19 protein-coding genes and 5 tRNA genes are annotated in these 24,332 nt (G+C 37.4%); 22 read left to right on the top strand and 2 right to left on the bottom strand.

The genetic code is table 11. The features are described from left to right. The first annotated feature begins 137 nt into the window (after positions 1 to 137). From ABDJ41_RS15680 to ABDJ41_RS15630, 11 genes are all read left to right on the top strand, one after another. On the top strand, positions 138 to 2,366 hold the full coding sequence (locus tag ABDJ41_RS15680; protein WP_349787016.1) for a heavy metal translocating P-type ATPase: 2,229 nt from the start codon (positions 138 to 140) through the stop codon (positions 2,364 to 2,366). Positions 2,367 to 2,408: 42 nt separating this feature from the next. Continuing rightward, a complete protein-coding gene (locus ABDJ41_RS15675; RefSeq protein WP_349787015.1) occupies positions 2,409 to 2,621 on the top strand; it encodes a heavy-metal-associated domain-containing protein in 213 nt (70 codons plus the stop codon). Between the two features lie 107 nt (positions 2,622 to 2,728). Next, positions 2,729 to 3,127 (top strand): HYC_CC_PP family protein, encoded by a 399-nt coding sequence (locus tag ABDJ41_RS15670; RefSeq protein WP_349787014.1) that lies wholly within the window; start codon positions 2,729 to 2,731, stop codon positions 3,125 to 3,127. A 117-nt stretch (positions 3,128 to 3,244) separates the two neighbouring features. Further along, positions 3,245 to 3,595 (top strand): heavy-metal-associated domain-containing protein, encoded by a 351-nt coding sequence (locus ABDJ41_RS15665; protein WP_349787013.1) that lies wholly within the window; start codon positions 3,245 to 3,247, stop codon positions 3,593 to 3,595. A 35-nt stretch (positions 3,596 to 3,630) separates the two neighbouring features. Then, a complete protein-coding gene (locus ABDJ41_RS15660) occupies positions 3,631 to 4,929 on the top strand; it encodes an efflux RND transporter permease subunit (protein WP_349787012.1) in 1,299 nt (432 codons plus the stop codon). 81 nt (positions 4,930 to 5,010) lie between these two features. Then, complete coding sequence (locus tag ABDJ41_RS15655) at positions 5,011 to 6,948, top strand: efflux RND transporter permease subunit (RefSeq protein WP_349787011.1); 1,938 nt, start codon at positions 5,011 to 5,013, stop codon at positions 6,946 to 6,948. Then, positions 6,932 to 8,185: a TolC family protein gene (locus ABDJ41_RS15650; RefSeq protein ID WP_349787010.1), complete on the top strand. Its 1,254-nt coding sequence runs from the start codon at positions 6,932 to 6,934 to the stop codon at positions 8,183 to 8,185. The genes ABDJ41_RS15655 and ABDJ41_RS15650 overlap by 17 nt, the downstream gene beginning before the upstream one ends. Continuing rightward, positions 8,163 to 9,404 carry an efflux RND transporter periplasmic adaptor subunit gene (locus ABDJ41_RS15645; RefSeq protein ID WP_349787009.1) on the top strand — a complete coding sequence of 414 codons (1,242 nt, stop codon included), beginning with the start codon at positions 8,163 to 8,165 and terminating at the stop codon, positions 9,402 to 9,404. The genes ABDJ41_RS15650 and ABDJ41_RS15645 overlap by 23 nt, the downstream gene beginning before the upstream one ends. Positions 9,405 to 9,408: 4 nt before the next feature. Continuing rightward, positions 9,409 to 10,638 carry an efflux RND transporter periplasmic adaptor subunit gene (locus ABDJ41_RS15640; RefSeq protein WP_349787008.1) on the top strand — a complete coding sequence of 410 codons (1,230 nt, stop codon included), beginning with the start codon at positions 9,409 to 9,411 and terminating at the stop codon, positions 10,636 to 10,638. A gap of 21 nt (positions 10,639 to 10,659) precedes the next feature. Then, on the top strand, positions 10,660 to 11,223 hold the full coding sequence (locus tag ABDJ41_RS15635) for a DUF3347 domain-containing protein (RefSeq protein WP_349787007.1): 564 nt from the start codon (positions 10,660 to 10,662) through the stop codon (positions 11,221 to 11,223). Positions 11,224 to 11,278: 55 nt separating this feature from the next. Beyond that, entirely contained in the window at positions 11,279 to 11,710 is a 432-nt protein-coding gene (locus ABDJ41_RS15630) for a DUF2147 domain-containing protein (RefSeq protein ID WP_349787006.1), read from the top strand. A 57-nt stretch (positions 11,711 to 11,767) separates the two neighbouring features. Here ABDJ41_RS15630 and ABDJ41_RS15625 read toward each other — a convergent pair whose 3' ends face one another. After that, the gene (locus ABDJ41_RS15625) at positions 11,768 to 12,160 is read right to left on the bottom strand and encodes a VOC family protein (protein WP_349787005.1); all 393 of its coding nucleotides are present in this window, start codon (positions 12,158 to 12,160) and stop codon (positions 11,768 to 11,770) included. Positions 12,161 to 12,287: 127 nt separating this feature from the next. Between ABDJ41_RS15625 and gloA2 the strand changes: the two genes are divergently transcribed. After that, on the top strand, positions 12,288 to 12,671 hold the full coding sequence (gloA2, locus tag ABDJ41_RS15620) for an SMU1112c/YaeR family gloxylase I-like metalloprotein (protein ID WP_349787004.1): 384 nt from the start codon (positions 12,288 to 12,290) through the stop codon (positions 12,669 to 12,671). A 222-nt stretch (positions 12,672 to 12,893) separates the two neighbouring features. Here gloA2 and ABDJ41_RS15615 read toward each other — a convergent pair. After that, positions 12,894 to 12,967, bottom strand: a tRNA-Cys gene (locus tag ABDJ41_RS15615). A gap of 275 nt (positions 12,968 to 13,242) precedes the next feature. Here ABDJ41_RS15615 and ABDJ41_RS15610 point away from each other — a divergent pair. The 10 genes from ABDJ41_RS15610 (at position 13,243) to ABDJ41_RS15565 (ending at position 24,284) form a co-directional block, all read left to right on the top strand. Next, entirely contained in the window at positions 13,243 to 13,737 is a 495-nt protein-coding gene (locus ABDJ41_RS15610; protein WP_349787003.1) for a DinB family protein, read from the top strand. A gap of 49 nt (positions 13,738 to 13,786) precedes the next feature. Continuing rightward, complete coding sequence (locus ABDJ41_RS15605) at positions 13,787 to 16,867, top strand: AsmA family protein (RefSeq protein WP_349787002.1); 3,081 nt, start codon at positions 13,787 to 13,789, stop codon at positions 16,865 to 16,867. Between the two features lie 42 nt (positions 16,868 to 16,909). Beyond that, on the top strand, positions 16,910 to 17,398 hold the full coding sequence (locus ABDJ41_RS15600) for a regulatory protein RecX (RefSeq protein ID WP_502930340.1): 489 nt from the start codon (positions 16,910 to 16,912) through the stop codon (positions 17,396 to 17,398). Positions 17,399 to 17,529: 131 nt separating this feature from the next. Then, positions 17,530 to 17,602: transfer RNA gene (locus tag ABDJ41_RS15595), tRNA-Gly, on the top strand. Between the two features lie 69 nt (positions 17,603 to 17,671). Next, positions 17,672 to 17,756, top strand: a tRNA-Leu gene (locus ABDJ41_RS15590). A gap of 41 nt (positions 17,757 to 17,797) precedes the next feature. After that, positions 17,798 to 17,870, top strand: a tRNA-Gly gene (locus tag ABDJ41_RS15585). Positions 17,871 to 17,936: 66 nt separating this feature from the next. Continuing rightward, positions 17,937 to 18,021 (top strand) — tRNA-Leu (locus ABDJ41_RS15580). Positions 18,022 to 18,492: 471 nt separating this feature from the next. Further along, the gene (locus ABDJ41_RS15575) at positions 18,493 to 21,648 is read left to right on the top strand and encodes a SusC/RagA family TonB-linked outer membrane protein (RefSeq protein WP_349787001.1); all 3,156 of its coding nucleotides are present in this window, start codon (positions 18,493 to 18,495) and stop codon (positions 21,646 to 21,648) included. 18 nt (positions 21,649 to 21,666) lie between these two features. After that, positions 21,667 to 23,130, top strand: coding sequence for a RagB/SusD family nutrient uptake outer membrane protein (locus tag ABDJ41_RS15570; protein WP_349786999.1), 1,464 nt, complete (start codon positions 21,667 to 21,669; stop codon positions 23,128 to 23,130). Positions 23,131 to 23,321: 191 nt separating this feature from the next. After that, the gene (locus ABDJ41_RS15565) at positions 23,322 to 24,284 is read left to right on the top strand and encodes a lipid A-modifier LpxR family protein (protein ID WP_349786997.1); all 963 of its coding nucleotides are present in this window, start codon (positions 23,322 to 23,324) and stop codon (positions 24,282 to 24,284) included. Positions 24,285 to 24,332 lie beyond the last annotated feature (48 nt).

Genomic DNA, 24,332 nt, shown 5'->3' with positions numbered 1-24,332 from the left:
TTTGCTGTATTTATGCAGAATTCTGCAATTTTATTAAATAAGTGATTACAGCAGAATTCTATAAATTATTCACAGAATCCTATAAAACAAAGGGGGCTTAGCTACTTACCTTTGTTATAGTCAAATAAACAATAATTATGAACAACAATATAGAAACGATATCAATGCCAGTTCTAGGTATGACTTGTGCATCATGTGCGGTAAGTGTTGAATCTATTATAGGGGCACAGCTAGGTGTTGATAAAGCAGAGGTTAACTACGCTACTCAATCAGTAAAGGTAATTTATCACCCAAATGAAATACAGCCAGATGCATTCCAAAAAGCTGTGCAATCAATTGGTTATGATCTAATCCTTGAACAGGAGGGAGCCAAGGAACTTCAGGAAGAAACTCAGAGAAATAATTATAATACTTTAAAAAAACGAATGATCTGGTCTGCGATATTGACCCTTCCAGTCGTGATTATTGGAATGTTCTTTATGCATATGCCTAATGGCAATTATTATATGTTGGCATTAACTACTCCTGTCTTGTTTTTCTTTGGACGGGTGTTTTTTATCAACGCATGGAAACAAGCCAGACATGGTAAAGCAAATATGGATACATTGGTTGCTTTAAGTACTGGTATTGCATATATATTTAGCGTCTTCAATACTTTTTATCCTGATTTTTGGTATAATAAAGGACTTGAACCACATGTTTATTTTGAAGCTGCAGCAGTAATTATTGTTTTTATCATGCTGGGCAAATTGCTGGAAGAAAGAGCGAAATCAAATACTTCCTCTGCCATTAAAAAACTGGTAGGTTTACAACCTAAAACCGTAATTGTAATTACTGCCAATGGCGAAAAAGAGATAGCTGTTGCTGATGTGCAGATTGCTGATCAGATTTTAGTGAGGTCGGGGGAAAAAATTCCTGTTGATGGGGAGGTGTATGAAGGAACTTCATATGTTGACGAGAGTATGATTACAGGAGAGCCTGTCGCCGTAGCAAAGAAAGAGGGCGATAAGGTATTTGCAGGAACAATTAATCAGAAAGGTAGTTTTAAATTTAAAGCTGAGAAAGTAGGTGGAGAAACTATGCTCGCTCAGATTATAAGACTGGTACAGGATGCACAAGGCTCTAAAGCCCCGGTTCAGAAACTGGTGGATAAGGTGGCTGGTATATTTGTACCCATAGTTATTTTAATTGCCATAATCAGTTTAGGGGCGTGGCTATTATTTGGCGGTGAACATGCCTTTACGCAAGGTTTACTTGCCATGGTTACCGTATTGGTGATTGCCTGCCCTTGTGCGTTGGGTTTGGCAACACCAACGGCCATTATGGTAGGTATTGGCAAAGGTGCAGAGAATGGTATCCTTATTAAAGATGCCGAAGCCTTAGAGCTTGGGCATAAGGTAAATGCAGTAATTCTGGATAAAACAGGGACAATTACTGAAGGAAAACCTGAAGTTACGCATATAGAATGGGCAACTGAATTACCAAAAGATAAATCGCAACTAAAGGAAATACTAGTGGCTCTGGAGCAATCTTCAGAGCACCCATTAGCAGAAGCAATTGTTAATAAGCTGAAAAGTGATGGAACAAAGGGCGCATCAGTAAGTGGTTTTGAGAGTTTGACCGGTAAAGGAGTGATGGCCGTATTTGAGGGAGATAAGTACTGGGCAGGAAGTCATAAGATCCTTGCTGATCAAAATGTTCTGGTGGACGCTGCCTTGCAGGAAAAGGTTACTGCATTACAGCAACAGGCACAAACGGTAATTTTCTTTACCAATGCTACACAGGTATTGGCTATTGTGTCTATTGCGGATCAGATTAAAACAGGTTCAGCTAAGGCTGTTGCCGCACTAAAAGCTGATGGTATTGATGTCTATATGCTTACTGGTGATAATCAGCAAACAGCAGCATCAGTTGCCAGACAGGTGGGGATTGATCATTACCAGGCAGAAGTCTTGCCATCAGATAAATCGGAATTTGTGAAAAAACTGCAAGCAGAAGGGAAATTTGTAGCAATGATTGGTGATGGTATAAATGATAGCCAGGCCTTAGCTCAAGCAGATGTTTCTATTGCGATGGGGAAAGGCTCTGATATTGCTATTGATGTAGCAAAAATTACATTGGTGTCGTCAGACTTGAAACAAGTTCCAAAAGCATTGCGCTTATCAAAGCTAACAGTTAAAGCAATACGTCAGAATCTGTTCTGGGCATTTATTTACAACTTAATCGGCATACCAATTGCCGCCGGACTATTATATCCGGTAAATGGATTCTTATTGAACCCAATGATTGCAGGGGCTGCAATGGCACTAAGTTCTGTATCTGTTGTAAGTAACAGTTTAAGACTGAAATTTGCAAAACTGGTGTAGATTTTTTAACTAATTAAATTAATAAACATTAATAATTATATCATGGAAACTTTAAAATTCAAAACAAATATCAAATGCAGTGGATGTATCGCAACTGTAACACCATTTCTAAATGATTTGCCTGAAATTGAAAACTGGGCAGTAGATACAGATAATCCGGAAAAGATACTTACTGTAGAAGCAAGTGATGAATTAACGGCAGAAACTGTTGTTAAAACTCTTGAAAAAGCTGGTTATGTAGCATCAGAGGTTTAAGCAAGTGCTTTAAACATAGGCTGTATAGCTAAAGCAAAAAACGATATGTAAAAAAAGAGCGGAATTATATAAAAATAATTCTGCTCTTTTTTTAATCTTTGTAAATAATGAAAAGAATACTGCTCACCATACTTGCCGTTTTTTATCTGGGAATTTCCAGTGGGGCATCTGTGCATTTTCATTATTGTATGGGAAAGCTGGTGAGCTGGGGTCTGGAAAAACAATCCGATAAGATTTGTGATTTTTGTGGAATGCCCATAAAAGACACTGATAAAAAATCATGTTGCGAGGATGTAGAACAGCAAGTTAAGGTTGAAAAATCACAGAAAGCCGGTCAGACAGTCTACAAATTTGAATCCTTTTCTACTGCAATCCTGTTACCTGAATTTTATATAAATTATAAGGTATCAATACCAGTAAAAATTACCAGGGAAGCATTAAGTAATGCACCACCTGAAGGACAGGGAGTTCCTGTTTACCTGAAAAACTGTACTTACAGAATATAATACCCTCTTTCTTTTTTGCGCTAACGTGCATTATGAGGCAGTATGTGCTCTACACGGGCAATAAATACGCTGCTTTTATCAATTCATTTATTTCAAATTTCTTCAAAATCAATTCAGATGAAATCATTAAGAATTCTTTCGGTGGTCGCGTTGACTTTCCTTAGCAGTGCTGTCTTTGCACAATCAAAAACAGACAAAATTAAAGTTTTAGGTAACTGTGGAACCTGTAAACATAAGATCGAAACTTCACTTAAAGTTCCAGGTGTTACTTCTGCAGAGTGGGATAAAGCAGCAAAGGTGCTGACAGTAAGTTATGATGAGACAAAGATTAGTAACAAGCAGATACAGAAAAAAGTTGCTGCTGTAGGTTATGATACCGAGATGTTTAAAGCCAAAGATAAAGTATATAACAAGCTGCATAATTGCTGTAAATACGACCGTACGGGTAAAACAAGCGAAACGCACTAAAAAAGATAGAGGGTTATTAAAAAAGGAGTTTTTAAATGGTACATAAAATTATAGAATGGTCAATGCGCAATCGCTTTATTGTGTTGGTGCTATCTGCAGGGTTATTTATATGGGGCGTATTTTCCATACAAAAGAACCCGATAGATGCAATACCTGACTTGTCTGAAAACCAGGTGATTGTATTTACTGAATGGATGGGTAGGTCGCCACAGCTGATCGAAGATCAGGTGACTTACCCTTTGGTTACAAACCTGCAGGGGATCCCTAAAATTAAATACGTAAGGGGATCGTCTATGTTTGGGATGAGTTTCATTTATGTCATCTTTGAAGATGATGTAGATGTTTATTGGGCAAGAGAACGGGTATTGGAACGTATCAGTACAATTTCCAGAACCTTACCTGAAGGTGTTGCACCTCAGCTGGGTCCCGACGGTACGGGGGTAGGTCATATCTTATGGTATACGCTCGATGCGCCTGATATGGATTTAGGAGAACAACGTGCTATACAAGACTGGTATGTAAAGTTTGCCTTACAAAATGTGCCGGGTGTGAGTGAAATAGCCTCGTTCGGAGGTTTTCAGAAACAATATCAGATTTCAATAGATCCTAATAAACTATTGTATTATAAGCTGAGTGTACCTCAGGTGATTGCTGCTGTAAGAAGTAATAATAACGAATCAGGAGGGCGTAAGTTCGAAATGAGTGATATGGGGTATATCATCAAAACATCAGGTTACCTTAAATCACTGGACGAGATTGCTAATATTCCGGTAAAAAACCAAAATGGTACGCCAATTAAAATATCAGACCTCGCCACAGTGCAGATGACGGGAGAAACCAGGCTAGGCATATTTGACCAGGATGGCGAGGGTGAGCGTGCAGGAGGTATTGTGGTCATGCGTTACGGAGAAAATGCTGCCGAAGTAATCGAAAGAGTAAAAGCTAAAATGGAAGAGGTTTCTAAAGGCCTGCCTAAAGGAGTGAAGTTTGATATTGTATACGATAGGGGGGAGTTGATTAAAGAATCTATAGCATCTATAAAAACTACGCTGATCGAAGAGATGATCGTAGTATCGTTAATTGTATTGATTTTCCTGTTTCACTGGCGTAGTGCATTGAGTATCATAATTCAGATCCCAATTACCATAGCAGCCAGTTTTATATTGCTCAATGCTTTTGGCATTTCATCAAATATCATGTCGTTAACGGGTATTGCTTTGGCAATCGGCGTTATCGTCGATAATGGAATTATCATGAGTGAAAATGCTTATAAGCACTTGGCTGAACGCTATGAAGTATGGGAAAAGGATCAAAATAAAACAACAACATCATGATCACCATTATGAGTTTACACTCAAATAGCTGCAATCCTAACTCATGATAGCTTGAATACAATTGAAGAAAAATATATACTAATGAAAAACTGGTTTAAAAATATATTTAAGAAATATCCGGATTGGATTACTGAAGAAGATCGTCTTGCAGTAATTACCAAATCCAGTAAACAGGTTTCAAGAGGGGTGTTCTTTGCAACAGTCATAATCATCACCTCATTTTTGCCTGTATTTATGTTAACAGGACAGGAGGGTAAATTGTTCCATCCATTGGCCTTTACCAAAACATTCATCATGATTGTTGATGCTTTGTTGGTTATTACACTTGCCCCGGTTTTAATCTCCTTTTTTATGAAAGGGAAGTTTAAACCAGATAGTGCTAATCCGGTAAACAGAGTATTGGAAAAGGTTTATGAGCCGGTTATCAGAACTGTGTTAAAGTGGAGAAAAACTACAATAGCTGTAAATATTATTGCATTGCTGATTACTATCCCTTTGCTTAAAAATCTGGGTACAGAGTTTATACCTCCATTAGATGAGCAAAGTATTTTATTTATGCCGGTAACATTGCCTGACGTCTCAAATGCTGAGGCGAAAAGACTTTTACAGGTACAGGATAAAATTATTAAGTCGGTGCCAGAGGTAGATAAGGTACTGGGAAAAGCTGGTAGAGCAAGTACTGCAACAGATAATTCACCGATGAGTATGATTGAAACGATCATTACGCTGAAACCGAAAAGTGAATGGCGTGAGGGGGTTACTAAAAAAGATATTGTGAATGAGCTGGATGCAAAGTTGCAAATCCCCGGTGTGGTAAATGGCTGGACACAACCTATTATCAACAGAATAAATATGCTGGCAACAGGAATTCGTACGGATGTAGGTATTAAAGTGTTCGGACAAAATCTGGATACCATTGCATCTGTGTCTGAAAAGGTAAAAGCTACTTTAGAGGGTACTCCAGGGGTGAGTGACTTGTTCGTTGAGCCGATTACCGGAGGTAAATACTTATCTATTGATGTTAAAAGGGAAGAGCTGGCCAGGTATGGTTTGAATGTTGACGATGTGAATCAGGTTGTGGAATCTGCATTAGGAGGTGCCACAGTCGGCAATACAATTGAAGGCAGACAGCGTTTTTCTATCAGTGTCCGGTTGGCTCAGGAATACCGTAACAGTGTGGAACGTATACAAAGAATTCCTATTCAGTCGGCCAGTTTCGGTGAAGTCCCTTTATCAGCAGTAGCTGATGTCAGATTTGAGGATGGACCGCCAATGATCAGTTCTGATAATGCCATTTTACGTGGTGCCGTAATGTTTAATGTAAGAGATAGAGATTTGGGGAGTACAGTGCAGGACGCAATGGAAAAGCTAAATATGGAAAAGGGTATTCTTCCTGAAGGGTACTTTTTGGAGTGGAGCGGACAGTACGAAAACCTGATTCGTGGTAAACAAACATTAATGTGGATTGCTCCTGTAGTACTTGTCATTATTTTCTTCTCTCTTTATTTTGCATTCCACTCTGTAAGAGAAGCTTTTTTAAGCCTGATTACCGTTCCTTTTGCATTAATAGGAGGGGCATATATGATTTATTTCTGGGATGTAAATCTCTCCGTTGGTGTTGCCGTTGGTTTTATTGCCCTGTTTGGTATTGCTGTAGAAACGGGTATTGTAATGGTAATCTACCTGAATGATGCCATGCATCAGCTAATTAAGCTAAGGGGAAATTCAAGTGAAACTATTTCGAAGGAAGAGTTAAGAGAGTTTGTGGTTCATGGAGCAGCTAAAAGATTACGACCAAAACTGATGACAGTTTGTGTGTCATTATTTGGTTTGGTGCCAGTATTATGGGCCACCGGTGTAGGGGTAGACGTGATGCAGCCTATTGTGCTGCCAATGATAGGTGGGGTATTAACCTCCTCAACACACATTTTACTAGTTACCCCATTGATCTTTTTAATGTCTAAAGAGTATGAATTGAGGAAATATGGAAAACTGGAGGTGCATGATGTTCATCATTAAAAGAATAACAGTTTTACTCCTGCTACTACCTTTTTATGGAGTAGCACAGGAGGTTCGGGTATTGTCGCTGGATACTGTTTTGCAAAGAATAGACAAAAATAATTTATTACTGCAGAGCTATGGTCTGAAAGCCGAAGGCTATAAGCATACCGCAAATGCTGCGACTGCCTGGATGGCGCCAATGATCGGCGTTGGTACTTTTATGACTCCTTATCCCGGCCAAATGGTAATGGATGAAGGAGATAAAGGAGCAGTAATGGTACAATTGGAACAAGATATTCCAAATATAGCTAAGCTAAACGCTAACAAACGTTTTATTGAATCAAAAGCTAAGGTAGAAAATGAAACCCGTGGGGTAACATTAAACGAATATAAAGCACAGGCTAAGCGTTTGTATTTCGGTTGGTTGGTTGCACAACAAAAGATTAATGTGTTTAAGCATAATGAGAATATTATGCAGATGATGAAAAAGATTGAAGAAATCAGATATCCTTATAATCAGTCGAAATTAGGTAGTGTTTATAAGACCGCCGCCAAATTGGAGGAAAATAACAATATGATCAGGATGCAGGAGGGAGATATTGCTCGTAGCCGCGCCTGGTTGAATAGTCTGATGAATATGAAGGGGAATAGTAGTTTTATGATAGACACTAATTTCAAGCCCGCCTTTGTACCTGCAGCAAGTATTGATACAGGAAGCCTTGCTCTGGCTAGAAATGATATCAGGAAAATGGATTATAGTATACAATCCATGCAACTGAATATCGAGGCAATGAAGAAACAGAGCAGGCCCGACTTCAAACTAAGGTTTGATCATATGTCGCCTTTAACTAAAATGATGCCCAAGGCTTATAGTGTGATGGGGATGGTGAGTCTTCCTATTGCTCCCTGGTCTTCTAAAATGTATAAATCTGAAGTGAAAGGGATGGAATATGAAATTCAGGCCATGGGTAAAGAGAAAGCAGCCATGTTACAGGAAACTCAGGGTATGTTGTATGGTATGCAGTTCGAAATCCAATCAATGCAGAAAAGGATAGAAGCAATGGAAAATAAGATTATTCCAAGTCTTCAAAAGACGCTTGATGTTAACTTTTTAAGTTACCGGGAGAATAAAATGGAACTGCCTGAAGTAATTGACTCTTGGGAAGCGTTGACTATGATGCAGACGAATGTGTTAGATGAGAAGTTGAAACTTTATTTAATGATTGCTGATTATGAGAAAGAATTATATCGTTAGGCGGATCACGCAAAGTGGTTACAGCTTGGTTGCTGTACTGATGATCGGTATATTATTCATCAGTTCATGCAATAAAAATAAAAGTAATAAAGATGATCATCATGATCCGGGAACTGTAAATATTGATAGTAATCTTGCTCATTTACTGCAACCATCAAACGAACAGGTAGTTTCTACTTTGCCTTTAATTAAGGCAGAGCATGGTACCAGAATATTTATTGAAGAAGCACAAGGGGTTATTAATTATGATACGCGTAATCAGAATAGTATAGCTAGTCGTGTGAGTGGGAGGATTGAACGTTTGTTAATAAAGTACAATTATCAACCGGTTCGGAAAGGTCAGCTCATTATGGAGGTTTATTCTCCTGATCTTGCTGCTGCTCAACAGGAGCTTTTGTTTTTGAGATCTACAGGAAACGATGTTCAGCTATTACAAGCAGCAAAACAGAGATTAATGTTACTCGGAATGAGTGCTGATGCTGTGAACAGGGTATTGAAAACAGGAAAAGTTAATTACCGCATACCCGTATATAGTAATGCTGATGGTTATATTCTGGAACAATCGGCAGTAGCTTCTTCAAGTCCCGCTCCATCAGCACCGCCTGCTGCTACTGGAGGAGATGGAATGAGTGGTATGGGAGCTTCATCATCAACCCCGGCTGCTGCCTCTAACAGTACTGCTGCGGTGAATACACCTGTGTTATTGCGTGAAGGACAGTATGTTAATGCAGGTCAGTCGCTTTTTACAATTTACAACGCAGACCGATTGATTGCTGAATTTTCATTAAAGCCTGCTCTTGCTGCACTATTAAAAAAAGGAGACAAGTTTTTGTTTTATAAAACAGCGGATAAAAATACAATTGTAAGCACTTCAGTGGGTATGATTCAACCTGTTTTTAAAAATGGTGAAAACTTTACCATAGCCAGGGTTTATCTGAATAAACCGGGTTTTAGGGTAGGTGAATTACTTAAAGCTCGTATCCCGGTTTTATTACCTGCATCATTGTGGTTACCTGAAGCAGCAATAGTGTCACTTGGAAATCAATCGATACTGTTTAAAAAAGAAGGTAATGTGGTAGTGCCTAAATCAATTAAGACCGGTGTTACTATTGGAGGAATGGTGCAGGTTAAAGAAGATATCAGCAGTTGGGAAGTTAGTGCAAATGCAGCCTATCTGGTAGATAGTGAGAGTTTTATTAAAGAAGGTTTTAAAAAGTAAAGCTATGGAACGGAAATTATTTATAAAAAATATAGCTTTAATAGCAATAGCACCATCGGTATTTTTTTCTGCCTGCAGTGGGGAGAAAAAAACAGATTCCGGAGTTGCTAAAGAGAAGCAGCAGACCTTTACCTGTCCTATGCATCCGCAGGTAATTAAGAATGAAATGGGAACCTGTCCGATTTGTGGAATGGACTTGGTGCCATTTGAAAAAAATAGTAATGATCTGGCTTTGAAATTAGATGATAAACGTCAGGTTCTTGCGAATATCACAACGATTATCATTGGTGAAAATACATTATCAGGAGCTAAACAATTGAATGGCAGACTTACAGTTAACCCTGAGCAAAGCAGCTATATCTCTAGTCGGATAGCAGGGAGGATTGAACATCTGTACATCAGGGAGACTGGTGTGAGAGTAAATAAAGGACAACCATTATATAAAATATACTCGGAACAGCTGGCAACCTTACAGCAGGAATACCTGATGGCAGTTGCTCAGGAAAAACAGTTTCAGGGAGATAAAGTAGAACGTGAGATTGTAGCTTCTGCAAAACAGAAACTCCTGTTGTATGGACAATCTGAAAGTCAGCTGCAGCAATTGCTTAAAACACAAAAGAGGGATCCTTTTGTAATGTTTTATGCACCAGAAAGTGGTGTGGTAGCAGAGTTATCTGTAACACAAGGGCAGTATGTGAGCGAGGGGAGTCCAATCTTAAGATTAGAAGGCTACGGACAGCTATGGGTAGAAGCGGATGTTTATCCGGCTGAAGCCTCTGGAATAAAAGTTGGACAAAAAGTAAAAGTTATTGTTTCCGGTTGGGAAGATCAGCCTCAGGAAATGGTAATTAGTTTTATTACCCCATCACTGCAATCGGGAACCCAGCTTACTCAGGTTCGTGGGAGTATTCCCAATCCAGGCAATCAGTGGCAACCTGGTTTACAAGCTAATGTTTTTCTTCCCTCAGCAAATAAAGGAAATGTACTGACATTACCTGTAGATGCTGTAATCAGAGATGGAAAAGGAATGCATGTATGGATTAAAACCGGTAAAGAAACTTTTGAACCAAGATTGGTGAAAACAGGGACAGAGAATGAGAGTCAGGTAGAAATAACAGAAGGCTTAAAAAATGGTGATCAGGTGGTTGTAACTGGTGCTTATCTGCTGTATAGCGAATATGTGCTTAAGAAAGGAAAGAACCCGGCTGAAGGTCTGAAATTAACTAAATCATAAATATAAAAATCAAAAAAGAAGATGAAAACAGTAACTAATTTTGCAATTGCTCTAGCTGCAGTAACAATGTTTGCAGCATGTGGAAATACACAAAAACCAGCCGATGCAGATCCTCATGCAGGACACAATCATGCTCCGGGAGAAGGCCATGGTGCTCCTGTTGAACAAAAAACTACATCAGTTAGTCTGAAAGATGATAAACTTAACGCAGTTTATCAGCATTATATCCACCTGACTACAGCACTTGTAAATGGCGATATGGCGGAAGCTAAAATAGCGGCTGCTGCAATTGAACTGGGTGCAAAAGAGTTAAGTAATGGGAGTGTGTTAGCTACACTGGCAAGTAAAATTGCCGCTGCAGCAGATATTGAAGCGCAAAGAATACTCCTTTCTGATTTGAGCAATGACTTCATTACAAGGGTGAAAAGTTCCGGATTAAGTTCAGGTGAGATATATGTAGAGTATTGTCCGATGGCAATGAATGATAAAGGCGCATACTGGTTAAGCAATCAGAAAGATATTAAAAACCCTTATTATGGCGAAAGCATGTTAACTTGCGGAGAAGTAAAAGAAACGATAAAATAATTTTTCAGATACCTCTGCCGTTTAGTATCTTTAAGTAAATACTAACTGGCTATCTATGAAAAAACTAACTTTTTTGTTGCTGCTAACAGCAATTTCCATCGCAGCTTTTCCTCAGAACAAAGATGCTATTCTTGGTAAATGGATCAACTCATCTGGTGAAGCTCATATTGATATTACCAAAAGAGGTGATAAATATTTCGGTAAGATTGTTTGGTTAAAAGAGCCTAAAGATGAAAAAGGAAATAACAAAACTGACGTAAAAAATCCAGATGAAAGCTTAAAGTCGAAACCTATCCTGGGACTTGAAATTCTTAAGAATTTTGTTTTTGAAGATGGGAAATGGACTGACGGTAAAATCTATGATCCTAAGTCGGGCAAAACTTACAGCTGTAATATGACCTTGAAAAGCAATGATGTATTAAATATGCGTGGATATGTTGGTATTTCGTTACTAGGGCGATCCGAAACCTGGAAAAGAGTTAAATGAAAAAATGGGATCATCTCTGGTGATCCCATTTTTTATAAATGTAATTCTGTAAAAATGCTAGCTCATTGAGAATAAACCGAATGGATTACCTTCACTATCCACACATATGGAGATAAAGCCGAATTCACCAATTGAGAATTTTGGTCGGGTAACAATACCACCAGCACTGGCAATACGACTTTCCTCTACACTACAATCCTCACAAGGAAAATAAACCATAGTATTGACACAGGCTCCGTCACCTTCCTTAGTCCCTGCCATCTCAACTAAAGCACCAGATACTCCCTGGTTCTCTGGTGAAGAGAAAAAAGCCATTTTCATGTCGCCAGCATCTTCAGTTGGATCCGACATATCCGTAAAATTTGTGCCTAAAACAGCATTGTAAAATTTCTTTGCTCTATCCATGTTACTCACATAGATTTCAAACCAGCAGACAACGTTTTGATTCATATTATTGGTTTTAAATTTTTGAATGATTACTTAATCAAATTTAAATGGAAAACTCTGATTTTTAATATGCTGAATACGCCATAATATAGGTGTAATCGCGCCAAAAAAAGATTAGTACTTTTATGGTATGATAAATAAAGTTCATCACATTGCAATCATTTGTAGTAATTACGAAGTTTCCAAGTCATTTTACACAGAGATATTAGGCTTTACAATTATCAGAGAAGTTTATAGAGCCGAGCGACAATCTTATAAACTTGATCTGGCTGTAAATGGTGTTTATATGATTGAACTATTTTCTTTTCCTGAACCTGTAAAAAGAGCATCAAGACCCGAGGCTATGGGTTTAAGACATTTAGCTTTTGAAGTGGATAACCTGGAGGAAATAATAGCAGCACTTGAAGAAAAAAAGGTAACAGCTGAACCAATTCGGATTGATGAATTTACCGGTAAGCGATTTACTTTTATTGCTGATCCTGATCTGCTTCCTATAGAGTTTTATGAAAAATAATAAGACGCACACAATAAAACAATTATTTAATCGTCTATACATATGAGAGCGTTAATTTAGATAGCGGGGATACGGTGGATTGCTGTATCTCCGTTTTTTTTTAAAAAATCTTTTAATTCGAATATGCCTGGTAAATTAAAGCCAGGTCATCCAACCTGGCTTCTTTTAAACAAAACTTAGATCTAACCAAACATCTAAATGCAGTCAATGTATAAATTGTACTGGACGTCAAGGGTGGATTCGAACCACCGTTTAAGGTTTTGCAGACCCCCACCTAACCACTCGGCCACATGACTATATATTCATCATTTATTTGATTACTTATGCAAATATATATAAAGTCTATAAAATTACTAGACTTTATTTAAAATATTTTATGACTGAAATTTAATTATTTGATTTTCAGATGTTTTAATTTTTATGGAAGCGATTTTGGTAGTGAGGAATAAGAATTGTTAATTAAAATCTGTCGGTTTTACCCCCTAAAATTGTCGTTTTATAACCATCTGATTCCGCGTTGGAATGTATAGCTTTAATTGACAAAATCATGTTAACCATTAAACTATAAATTATGGAAACTAAAACAGCAAGTACCAGAATTGAAGGTCTGCTTACGTTATTTGATATGCAGACTACATTCTTTGAACGGGCTATAGATGGTATACCTGAAAAGGATATGCACAACCGTTTAAATACAAAAGCAAATCACATGGCTTGGCTTACGGGTTCATTAGTACAACAGCGTTACTGGATGACAACGGAAACTCATCCTGGATTAACACAAACAGGAGAGGAGTTTTTTAAAGACTATAAAGGTATTGAAGATGGAGCAACCTATCCGACAAATGCTGAGTATATCAAGGATTGGAATAGGTTTACACCAATAGCCAGAGAAACTCTCGTAAATATTTCAGATGCAAAGCTGGACAGTGAACTGGATATGGGAGGGATGAAGATGAGTTATTATGAAATGATATCATTCACCATATACAGAGAAGCCAGCATTATTGGACAACTCGCTTTATGGCGCAGATTATTAGGATACCCGGCATTGAAATATGACTAAATAAAAATTTATCTTTGCGACTGCCCCAGGGATTAAATATTTTATCAGTTTGAAGAAGATTTTAAAGATTACAGGAATAAGTGTTGTTTCATTATTCCTTTTACTGTTTATTGGTCCTTATTTATTTCCGGATACAATTAATAGAGAAGTACAAAAATCAATTAATAATAGCATTAAAGGAGAGGTTAAATTTGAAAGTACCAGCCTCTCTTTTTTTAAGCATTTTCCTACATTAACATTAAGTTTAAATAACTTTATGTTGAAAGGTGCTGCACCTTTTGAAAGAGATACGCTCTTGTATTGTAAACAGTTATCATTTGGTGTTAATCTAAGTACTCTGTTTTCTTCACAGATTAAAATCGATAAAGTATTTTTAGATGAATCGGTGATTAACATCAAAGTAGATGAAAAAGGTAATGCAAATTATAATGTTTACCAAAGTGATAATAAGCCAGCTGAAATGACAGATACTGGTTCTACAGCAATAAAGATTGACGGAATATTTATCAATAAAAGTAAGCTGATCTATGAAGATCAGTCGGTACCTATGTTAATTAGTGCCAAAGGATTAAATTATACTGGTAAAGGAGATTTAAGTCAGGCTATTTTTGACTTGAGCAGTAAAGCACAGATAGAATCATTGGACGTTTATTATGATAAAGAACCTTATTTGGTAAATAAAAAGATTGATGCCAGATTGGTTACTAAAATCAATACCAATTCACTGGAGTTAAAGTTCGATGAAAATGATCTGAAAATCAACTCACTTCCTATTCATTTTATAGGCAGGTTTGCTTTCATAGAGGACGGTTACGATATTAATTTCAGGACCAAGGCTAAGGAAACTGATCTGCATAATATTTTTACAGCGATGCCTCCTGCTATTGCTGAACGTATGGAGCGGACTAAAATAAAAGGTTACGCAGAAATTAAAGCATCATTGATAGGGAAATATCTGGCAGGGAAAAAGATTATGCCTACACTTTCATTTAGTTTGAAAATACGTGAAGGTGAGATTGCTAACCCTAAAGCACCAGAGCCCATTAGTAAACTTTATATCAATCTGCAAACCAAATTGCCTTCATTAGATATGGATAGCCTGTACATCAATATGGATAGTTTGTATTTTAATTTAGGTAAAGATTATGTAGGAGCAATGGTGAACTTAAGGGGATTGGTTACACCAGAACTTTATGTGAAAAGCAAGATGAATATTGATCTGGAGAAATGGGCGAAAATTTTCGAAGTAGATCAGCTGAGAGGCCAGTTTTTAATGGACTTTAGTGCACAGGGAACTTATACTAAAAAAGTTGTACGCAGCGGTATTAGAAAAGTTGATACAGTAATTGCAACTATCCCAACTTTCAAACTTAGATCTTCATTGGAAAATGGGTATTTTAAACATCATGCAGTTGCTTCGGCAATAGACAAAATCAATTTTAATATTCAGGGGGATAATACGGATGGTGATTATAAGCATACAACGCTTGAAATGACGAACCTGAATATACAAGCCCTCTCCAACTATATCAGAGGATTTGCTAAATTAAAAACTTCAGGAAGTACACCTATCGATGTGCAATTGAATGGTTTATTGAACCTTGCAGAAATTAAGGAGTTCTATCCGTTAAAAGATCTGGACCTGAATGGTAAGTTAAACCTGAATGTTAAAGTTAAAGGAGACTATAATAAAGCAAAGAAACGATTCCCTGTTTCTGAAGTAAATGTTTTGTTAAATGATGGAAGAATTAAAACAGCACATTTTGATCAGGCGCTGGAACGTATTTCTATAGATGGAGTGCTGACCAATAGAGACGGGACGCTTAAGAGTACGATAATGAACATAAAGCCGATATCATTTGAAATGGGCGGACAACCGTTTCAACTAAAGGCTGCGGTTCAGAATCTGGAGAATGTGAAATATAACATTACTTCTAAGGGGAGTATTGATATTGGCAAAATGTATAAACTTTTTGCTATTAAGGGATATGATGTAAAAGGCTCTGTGTTTACCAATGTTGCTTTTAGCGGATTGCAAAGTGATGCAATGGCTGGTAGAATTGAAAGGCTGAATAACAGAGGAAAGGTAACGATAAAAGAAATGACTTTTAATTCGGATCTGTTCCCAAAATCATTCCTGGTAAATAATGGAGTTTTTTCATTTAAGCAGGATAAAATGAAGTTTGATCAGTTTAAAGGGCGTTATGGTAAATCGGATTTCAGTATGGAAGGTTTCCTTGGGAATGTGGTGAATTACGTGTTGTCCGACAAATCGAAACTGACAGGAAATTTTAATCTGAAAAGCGGGAAGTTATTTGCTGATGAATTTATGGCTTATAATGATGGCTCTGCAAAGGCTGGAACCACAAACAATACGGCAGCAGGTGTAATCATCATTCCTGATAATCTGAATGTATCTGTTAATGCTAATGCAGGTTCTGTATTTTACAATGGACTGGAGATTAAGAATGCGAAAGGAAATCTTGTTCTGAATAATGGGACAATGAGTTTAAATCAAGCTGGCTTTAATCTGATAGATGCTGATGTTACAATGGATGCAACTTATAAAAGCTTAACACCTTTATCTGCTACTTTCGACTATCGTATTCTGGCTAAGGAATTTGATATAGCAAAAGCATATAAGGAGATCAAGCTGTTTAGAGATTTAGCAACTTCTGCATCAAAGGTTAAAGGTGTCATTGGACTTGATTATAATTTGTCAGGCAAGCTTAATGGTGATATGATGCCTGTATATCCATCTTTGAAGGGCGGAGGCGTACTTTCAGTTAAAAAGGTGAGCTTAATGGGTTTTAAATTAATGAATGCAGTGAGCAAAGCTACTGATAGAGATAGTTTGAGCAATCAGGATGTTTCTGAAGTACAGATAAAATCGACCATTGCCAATAACATCATTAATATTGAAAGATTTAAAATGCGCGTTGCAGGTTTCAGGCCTCGTTTCGAAGGTCAGGTGAGTTTTGATGGGCGTTTGAATATGAAGGGAAGATTAGGTTTGCCACCATTTGGTTTGTTTGGTATTCCATTAAGTATTACAGGAACGCAGGAGAATCCAAAGGTTGCATTGAAACGGAATAAAGAAGGTAAATTAGAAGAGACTGCAGAGGAATAAAACCGATGTGCTTTTTGACCGGGTATTGCTTAATATTGTATTGTGGAAGAAACAGGTAAAAAGCAGATTAAACTGGATAAGAAAAGTGCTTTGGCTAAGGCCGAGCATTATTGTGCATATCAGGAACGTGCGCAGCAGGAGATTCGCGATAAGTTATACGAATGGGGATTATGGTCTGCTGATGTAGAAGAGTTGATCTCGGAGCTTATTCAGACAAATTTTTTAAATGAAGAACGCTTTACACTAGCTTATGTTTCGGGAAAATTCAATATCAAGCACTGGGGGAAAATTAAGATAAAGCAAGGTCTTAAGTTGAAAAGGATACCAGATAAAATGATTCAACGGGCATTAAATAGTATCGATCATGATGAATATTTAAAGACTATTCAGTCTTTAGCCGAAAAAAAAGCGGCATTGATTAAAGAAAAAGATGCGTTTAAACGCCAATATAAGTTGGTTAGCTACTTAATGGGGAAAGGATTTGAAAGAGATCTGATAATTCTAGTATTGAAGACCAGTGACTTAGCTTAAACGCTGTTTTTTTATTAAAAATAACTTGACAGTAAATTAAAAGTATTTATATTTGCAATCCCAAACGGAAACAAGGTCATTAGTTTTACCGGGTACCAAAAGGGAACGACATCGGATGATGTCAGGCAAATGCGAAAGTAGCTCAGTTGGTAGAGCACGACCTTGCCAAGGTCGGGGTCGCGAGTTCGAATCTCGTCTTTCGCTCTAAACATTTTCAATACCAGGAAGATGTTTATAAAATTAATCCTATCGATGGTTATTGATAAAGATTATGCTCAGATGGTGGAACTGGTAGACACGCAGGACTTAAAATCCTGTGACCTTAAAAGTCGTGCGGGTTCGATTCCCGCTCTGAGTACAATAAAGACTGTTTCTAACGAAATAGCAAATAATACCAATGCGAAAGTAGCTCAGTTGGTAGAGCACGACCTTGCCAAGGTCGGGGTCGCGAGTTCGAATCTCGTCTTTCGCTCTAAAAGCCTTCTTCAACGAAGGCTTTATATTTTAAAAAAACATTTTCTCATGGATATGGAGAAATGCTCAGATGGTGGAACTGGTAGACACGCAGGACTTAAAATCCTGTGACCTTAAAAGTCGTGCGGGTTCGATTCCCGCTCTGAGTACATTGGGTTAATCCCGGAAGGTTGTTCGAAAACGAGCAACCTTTTTTATTTATATCTATTTTATAACCCTACTAAAGTCGAACCAATTCTTACACATTAAAATTCATTGCTGTATTATAGCCTATAAATTAGTCGCCCCACCATCGAGCTACAGATAAGGCTGAGCCGACTTCCTTGTCGAACGCAAATCCTCTTAGAGTCCTTGTAGACTCATTTCAAGGTCTTTGGACTTATACAGGATGACCGACAATTCCCAAAGAATGATCGAATTCTGACTAAGCTTGAGAAGTCTTTTTAGCATTATTCTTAGTTCTATTTCTAAGAATAATTAAAAACTAATTGATCTTTTCTTGATTTGATGTTGGTATTCTCATTAATAAAAACGATTTTCGGTAACGTTAACGATTGATTTAAATAGATATTAATATCATTTATTATCGATCCTTATAATTAATACCAAATATTTATCTTATGAAAGTAAAACCAATCATTGCAAGAGTAGGTTCTCTTGTCAGAAGTTTATTGCTTCCCGGGATTTTAACTGCTACAGTAGCAGCCCAGGGGGAAACAATGGTTAGCCGAACAGAAATTTTTAATGAGAAAGGTAATGGCCTTGAACATTCATTGTCTAGCCTGAACAGGATTATTAAAGGTGTAGTGACCGATAATCAAAATCTTCCTCTTCCAGGAGTAAGTGTTACAATAAAAGGAACTGCAATAGCAGCAATGTCTAACAATAAAGGTGAATTTCAGCTGAGTGTTCCTGATGACCAGCCGAATGTAGTACTTGTTTTTACATACATTGGTTTTAATACAAAGGAAGTAACTCCGGGAACACAGCAATCTGTTAAAGTTCAATTGGAAGAAAGTGTGAAGTCAATGGATGAAGTTGTTGTTATCGGATATGGTAGCATTAAGAAAAGTTCATTAACTGCTTCTGTATCAAAAGTTAGTAATGAAGGCCTGGATCAGATGCCTGCGGGAAGACCAGAGTCTGCCTTAGTAGGAAAAATGGCAGGGGTAAGTATTTCTCAAACCAGTAGTGCACCAGGCGCCGCTCCTGTTATCAGAATTCGTGGTGCTGCTTCTATTGGCGCAGGGAATAGTCCTTTAATTGTGATCGATGGTTTTCCAGGAGGAGATCTGAGTCAGATCAATATGAATGATGTGGAGTCATTTGAAGTCTTGAAAGATGCTTCTTCTGCAGCAATTTATGGATCCAGAGCTTCGGGTGGAGTAATTATTGTGACCACTAAAAAAGGAAAGATTGGAGCGCCACAAGTTAAATTAAACACTTACTATGGTATCGCTAAACCAATGCTACATGACGACTGGATAACCGGTCAGGAGTATTATGATTATGTAGTTAAATATCAGAATAGAGAATTGGTTTGGGATGGAGGAGATCCTTCTACCGGTCTGTGGAATGATCCGAACAGACTTCCCAAATATCAGGTGAATCCTATTATTAAAGAAGGAAAACAGACCATCTGGCAGGATGAGGTGATACAAAGGGCACCATCACAAAGCTATAATGTTGCTGTTAATGGCGGTAATGAGTCAGTTAAGTATTATATATCAGGAACTTATAATGGTGAAAAAGGAGCTATAAAAACTGCAGATTATCAGTTCTATGGTTTTAGGGCAAATGTTGATGTAAAAGTTAATAAAATGATAGATGTAGGACTGGTATTAAACCCTTCTTATACTAAAAGACGCACAACAACTACTATGGTAAATCTTGCCAAGTACCCACCTTTTGTAGAGCCTATTTATCCTAATGGAACTTATCCAAGGGCCAGAGATTACTGGTCAATTAACGTGACAGGTCAGGCAAATCCAAATGGAATTTTGAATGGTACGGTAAATACAAACAATAGGATAAGTAATACGGGGGAAGGATATTTTGCCTTGAATCTGATTCCTGGGCTTAAATTTAAGTCTTCATTGGGCGTGAACATGTTAAATACTGAGATAGATGCATTTGCCGCAACTTATACCGGTAATGCTAGTACAGGTTCAGCTGGGGATGCAAGGGAAATTAGTGTGTTAAATGAAAACACTTTAACTTACAATAAAACCTTTAATAAAGATCATGATTTTGTGGCATTGCTAGGAGGTTCTTATCAGAAGAATACATCAAGGCGCACCAATCTTATCGCCGTAAATAATACTTTTAACAATGATATCCTGTATACACTAGGCAATGCAACTATTAACCCCACCGGAAGTAATACTAACAAATCAATGTGGGGGCTGATCTCTTATTTTAGTAGAGTTAATTATGCCTATAAAGGTAAATATTTATTGTCTGGATCGATGAGAATGGATGGGAGTTCCAGATTTGGACCGGATAACAAGTGGGGGTACTTCCCTTCTGCTTCTGTAGGATGGAGGGTTAGTGAAGAAGAATTCATGAAAGGTGTGCCTGCTATCAGTAATTTAAAACTTCGTGGAAGTTATGGAGTAACAGGTAATTTTAATATTGGTGATTTCGAATATCTGGGAAAAATATCATCGGTGCCTTATTCGCCAAATAATAGTTTGAGCAATGGTCTGGCACAGTCTAATGTGGAAAATCTTAAACTAAGATGGGAAAAAAACATTGGCTATGATATAGCTGTGGACTTGGGACTTTTTGATAATCGGATTAGTTTAACTTTAGATTACTATGATAAACTGACTCGTGATATGCTTTATCCTGAAGCTATTTCGGCATTAACTGGTTTTACTACCAGGTTATCAAACATAGGATCTGTTAGTAATAAAGGTATAGATCTGGAATTAAAGACGATTAATTTAAAAGGTAATTTTAGATGGGAAAGTGCATTTAACCTGAATCGTAATAGAAACAAGGTTGTTGATCTTGGTAGTGTTCCTGAGAACATTGAAACGGATACCTTTGGCATGAGCTGGTTGTTAAGAAGGGGAGAGTCTATGTTTTCTTACTATGGCTATAGGATGATTGGTGTCATTAAAGATGCACAGGATCTGGCAAGTTCAACAGTTCTTCCGGGTTCTAAAATTGGTAACCCTAAGTATGAGGATGTCAATAAGGATGGAAAAATTACTTCATTGGATAGGGTTATTCTTGGTAGTTATCAGCCTAAGGTAACTTTAGGTATGACCAATACATTCTCCTACAAAAGATTCGATTTAAGTCTTGCTATGCAGGCTGTCCTTGGACCAAAATTATACAATTTTGAGAACCAGTACTTTGAGGGTAATACCCTCGGTGCAATGCGTAGGTCTTTAGTAGAAAATCAATGGTGGTCGGTAAATGAACCTGGAGATGGGAAAACACCTGCAGCGGCATTGAGTCAGTTAAATTTTCAGGGGCAATCAGACTTCTATTTGGAAGATGCTTCATTTTTTGCAGTTAGAAACTTGAATTTAGGATATACTTTCTCTGCTGACCTGGCAAAAAAGCTTCATTTGAATAATGTTAGAGTATTTGCAACATTGAATAACCCAATTGTGATTACCAAAAAGGGATTTCATGGTTATAATCCTGAAGGATACACTCAAGGTGAAATTATAGGTGTAGCAAGTAAGCCAGGTTATAATGCAAATGGTTCTGAACCAATTAACAGAGTTTATGCTCTGGGATTAAATGTTGGGTTTTAATTTTTAAATGTGTAAAAGATGAAAAGAAGTAAAATTTATATAATAGGCTCACTTTTGACAATGTTGTTATTTAGTGCATGTCAAAAAGAATTATTAGAACCAAATCCTGAATCGTTACTAAATACGGAAAATTTTTATCAGGTATCAAAAGATATAGATAAAGCGGTATTGGGAATATACAGTAGATTACAGTCAAGGAAGCCAACAGATTACCTTCTATTGGAGATCCCAACTGATAACTTGTATGCCTCAACAAATACTTCTGTATCAGGGGCAAATGCATTAGATGTTTTAGCAGTTACTCCGGATAATGATCTCATTGCAGATTTCTGGGTAGCGAATTATAGTATAATTTTTCGTACAAATGCAGTTCTGAATAATATCGATAAACCTACAGACTACAAAGGTATAGAAAAAAACCAGTATACAGGAGAGGCTAAATTTATGAGGGCATTGACTTATTTTGAATTGGTCAGGCTTTTTGGTGGAGTGCCAAATGTAACTACATTATTGAGTGCGGAAGATGCAAAGAGGGTTCCGAGAGCATCAGAAGCTGATATATATAAGCTGATAATTGATGATCTAAAGGATGCGATACAAAAACTACCTGTGACTATGGCAGCTGGCCGTGCTTCAAAAGGGGCGGCAATAGCACTGTTGGGGAAAGTGTATGTTTATCAGAAAAAGTGGATAGAAGCAGAAGAGCAATTGTCACAATTGTTTAAAGCTCCTTTTAGCTATATTCTTGTCAATAATTTCGCCGATTTTTGGAAAATGACAAATGAAAACAGCAAGGAATCTGTTTTTGCTATAACTTATCTTGCAGGTTCTAATGCACATAATTTGTCTACCGCTTTTATACCGAATGGAGGAGTTGCAGGAGTTGTCTCTCGTGGCGCTGAAGTAGCTTTGCCATCCTGGAGCATAAATAAGCTATATATCTCAGGTGATACCAGAAAAGCTAGTACGATTACCGATATGTTGATTAGTAAAATAGGCGATACACCTTTGTGGTACCCATATGTTTCAAAATATGCGGTTGTTCATGATTATGGTTCTTCCGGCCTGGATTTACCTGTTATACGTTTTGCAGACGTGGTTTTACTTTATGCAGAAACGCTTTATGGGCTTAATAGGCCAGGGGATGCATTAATTGAATTGAATAAAGTTCGTGAACGTGCTTTTGCTGGCACCTCCAAAAACTATATCCTGTCGGATATTGCCAGTCCTGCAGATTTTAGTGATAAGCTGTTTCTTGAGCGCCGTTTAGAGTTTGCTTATGAAAGCGAGCGCTGGTACGATTTAGTTAGGTCTGGGAAGTATTTAAATTTTACTTCTGAAGAACGTGCTTATAATCCTAATACAGGAACTGCTTTAATTGTGCCTGTGGCAACAAGAGCTGCGCTTAAATATCTTCCAATTCCACAAAAGGAAATAGATAAAGCAAGAGATGTGCTGGATCAAAACGACGGTTATAATTAATCAATAAGTTAATATCCTGAAATTGAATAAAAACGGTGTCCTTACTTTTAGGACACTGTTTTTGTTGCTCATTAATCCGTAATCCAACAGTGTTAAGACATAAGATGAATTGAACAATAAAATCGCTTTTTTGTAGAACTAATTCAAAACAGGATTGTTTTACCAATACGCCATTTCAAGGGGTGGTCATTATGGAAAAACATGTTAAGTTATTCCTGATCTTACTGACCGTTGTCTTAACTTCATCTGCTCAAGAGCGAGTGCCACATCGCTTATTGCAGGCTTACTGGGATGATGACTATATAAATTTTTATGGAAAGGGAACAGATAAATCATATACAAATGGTACCAGGATCAGTCTGTTTTATATTAAGAAAAAACCTTCTGATTTCCTGATTGACCGCCTTTTACCTAAAGCTGGAGATAGTAGCAGAAATGTGTTTGGAGTTGGGCTTTCACAATTGATGTTTACTCCTAATGATATCACCAATTCAAATTTCCAATCGGATGATTATCCCTGGTCTGGTGCCTTATTCATTACCTACAACCTTTATTCTTATAATGAAGAGAAGAAATATGATTTTCAGACAGAACTGGATTTTGGAGTTACAGGACCAGTATCGCTGGCAAGGCAAACTCAAACAATGATTCATGAGATCGTTAATTATGAAGAGCCTAAAGGTTGGAACAATCAATTGCGGAATGGTTTGATACTGAATCTGAACTTTACAGCCGAACAACAATTGTTTCGGCATAAGGGATTTTTTGAGGTGATTGGTGGTGGTCAACTGATGATAGGAACTGGAAGCAATGGAGCTGGATTATATTCTTTGATCAGAATAGGAAAAATGAACCCCTATTTTCAAGGTCTGATTAAACATTATAGCAGATCAGACGAAAAAAGTAAAGTGCAGTTTTATTTTATTTTCAGATCAAAGGTTCAGTTAGTTCTGAGTAATGCGATCTTACAGGGGTTAACATTGAAAGGGAATCGTTACCGGCCTATTAAGAATACTGTGGCAAATTATTCATTTGGTGCTGTGCTTGTACTTGATCGCTTCAGTATTTCTTCCGTTCAGACAACTTCAACTGCCTGGATGGAGGGGCTGTATGGTCATACCTGGGGGAATTTTACCTTCACCTATGTTTTTTAAATCTTACATTTCTCTGTTTATACTCTTTTGTATAGATAGGCAAAAGGA

Source organism: Pedobacter sp. ASV1-7, from assembly GCF_040203335.1.
Classification (GTDB): domain Bacteria; phylum Bacteroidota; class Bacteroidia; order Sphingobacteriales; family Sphingobacteriaceae; genus Pedobacter.
The sequence above is the reverse complement of the archived record's forward strand: the minus strand, read 5'-3'. Positions and strand labels throughout refer to the sequence as shown.

Coding starts and splice junctions, on each gene's coding strand:
- ABDJ41_RS15575 (WP_349787001.1), top strand. CDS start 18,493: ATGAAAGTAAAACCAATCATTGCAAGAGTAGGTTCTCTTGTCAGAAGT.
- ABDJ41_RS15630 (WP_349787006.1), top strand. CDS start 11,279: ATGAAAAAACTAACTTTTTTGTTGCTGCTAACAGCAATTTCCATCGCA.
- ABDJ41_RS15655 (WP_349787011.1), top strand. CDS start 5,011: ATGAAAAACTGGTTTAAAAATATATTTAAGAAATATCCGGATTGGATT.
- ABDJ41_RS15610 (WP_349787003.1), top strand. CDS start 13,243: ATGGAAACTAAAACAGCAAGTACCAGAATTGAAGGTCTGCTTACGTTA.
- ABDJ41_RS15645 (WP_349787009.1), top strand. CDS start 8,163: ATGAGAAAGAATTATATCGTTAGGCGGATCACGCAAAGTGGTTACAGC.
- ABDJ41_RS15660 (WP_349787012.1), top strand. CDS start 3,631: ATGGTACATAAAATTATAGAATGGTCAATGCGCAATCGCTTTATTGTG.
- ABDJ41_RS15675 (WP_349787015.1), top strand. CDS start 2,409: ATGGAAACTTTAAAATTCAAAACAAATATCAAATGCAGTGGATGTATC.
- ABDJ41_RS15570 (WP_349786999.1), top strand. CDS start 21,667: ATGAAAAGAAGTAAAATTTATATAATAGGCTCACTTTTGACAATGTTG.
- ABDJ41_RS15565 (WP_349786997.1), top strand. CDS start 23,322: ATGGAAAAACATGTTAAGTTATTCCTGATCTTACTGACCGTTGTCTTA.
- ABDJ41_RS15670 (WP_349787014.1), top strand. CDS start 2,729: ATGAAAAGAATACTGCTCACCATACTTGCCGTTTTTTATCTGGGAATT.
- ABDJ41_RS15650 (WP_349787010.1), top strand. CDS start 6,932: ATGATGTTCATCATTAAAAGAATAACAGTTTTACTCCTGCTACTACCT.
- ABDJ41_RS15665 (WP_349787013.1), top strand. CDS start 3,245: ATGAAATCATTAAGAATTCTTTCGGTGGTCGCGTTGACTTTCCTTAGC.
- ABDJ41_RS15635 (WP_349787007.1), top strand. CDS start 10,660: ATGAAAACAGTAACTAATTTTGCAATTGCTCTAGCTGCAGTAACAATG.
- gloA2 (WP_349787004.1), top strand. CDS start 12,288: ATGATAAATAAAGTTCATCACATTGCAATCATTTGTAGTAATTACGAA.
- ABDJ41_RS15680 (WP_349787016.1), top strand. CDS start 138: ATGAACAACAATATAGAAACGATATCAATGCCAGTTCTAGGTATGACT.
- ABDJ41_RS15640 (WP_349787008.1), top strand. CDS start 9,409: ATGGAACGGAAATTATTTATAAAAAATATAGCTTTAATAGCAATAGCA.
- ABDJ41_RS15625 (WP_349787005.1), bottom strand. CDS start 12,160: ATGAATCAAAACGTTGTCTGCTGGTTTGAAATCTATGTGAGTAACATG.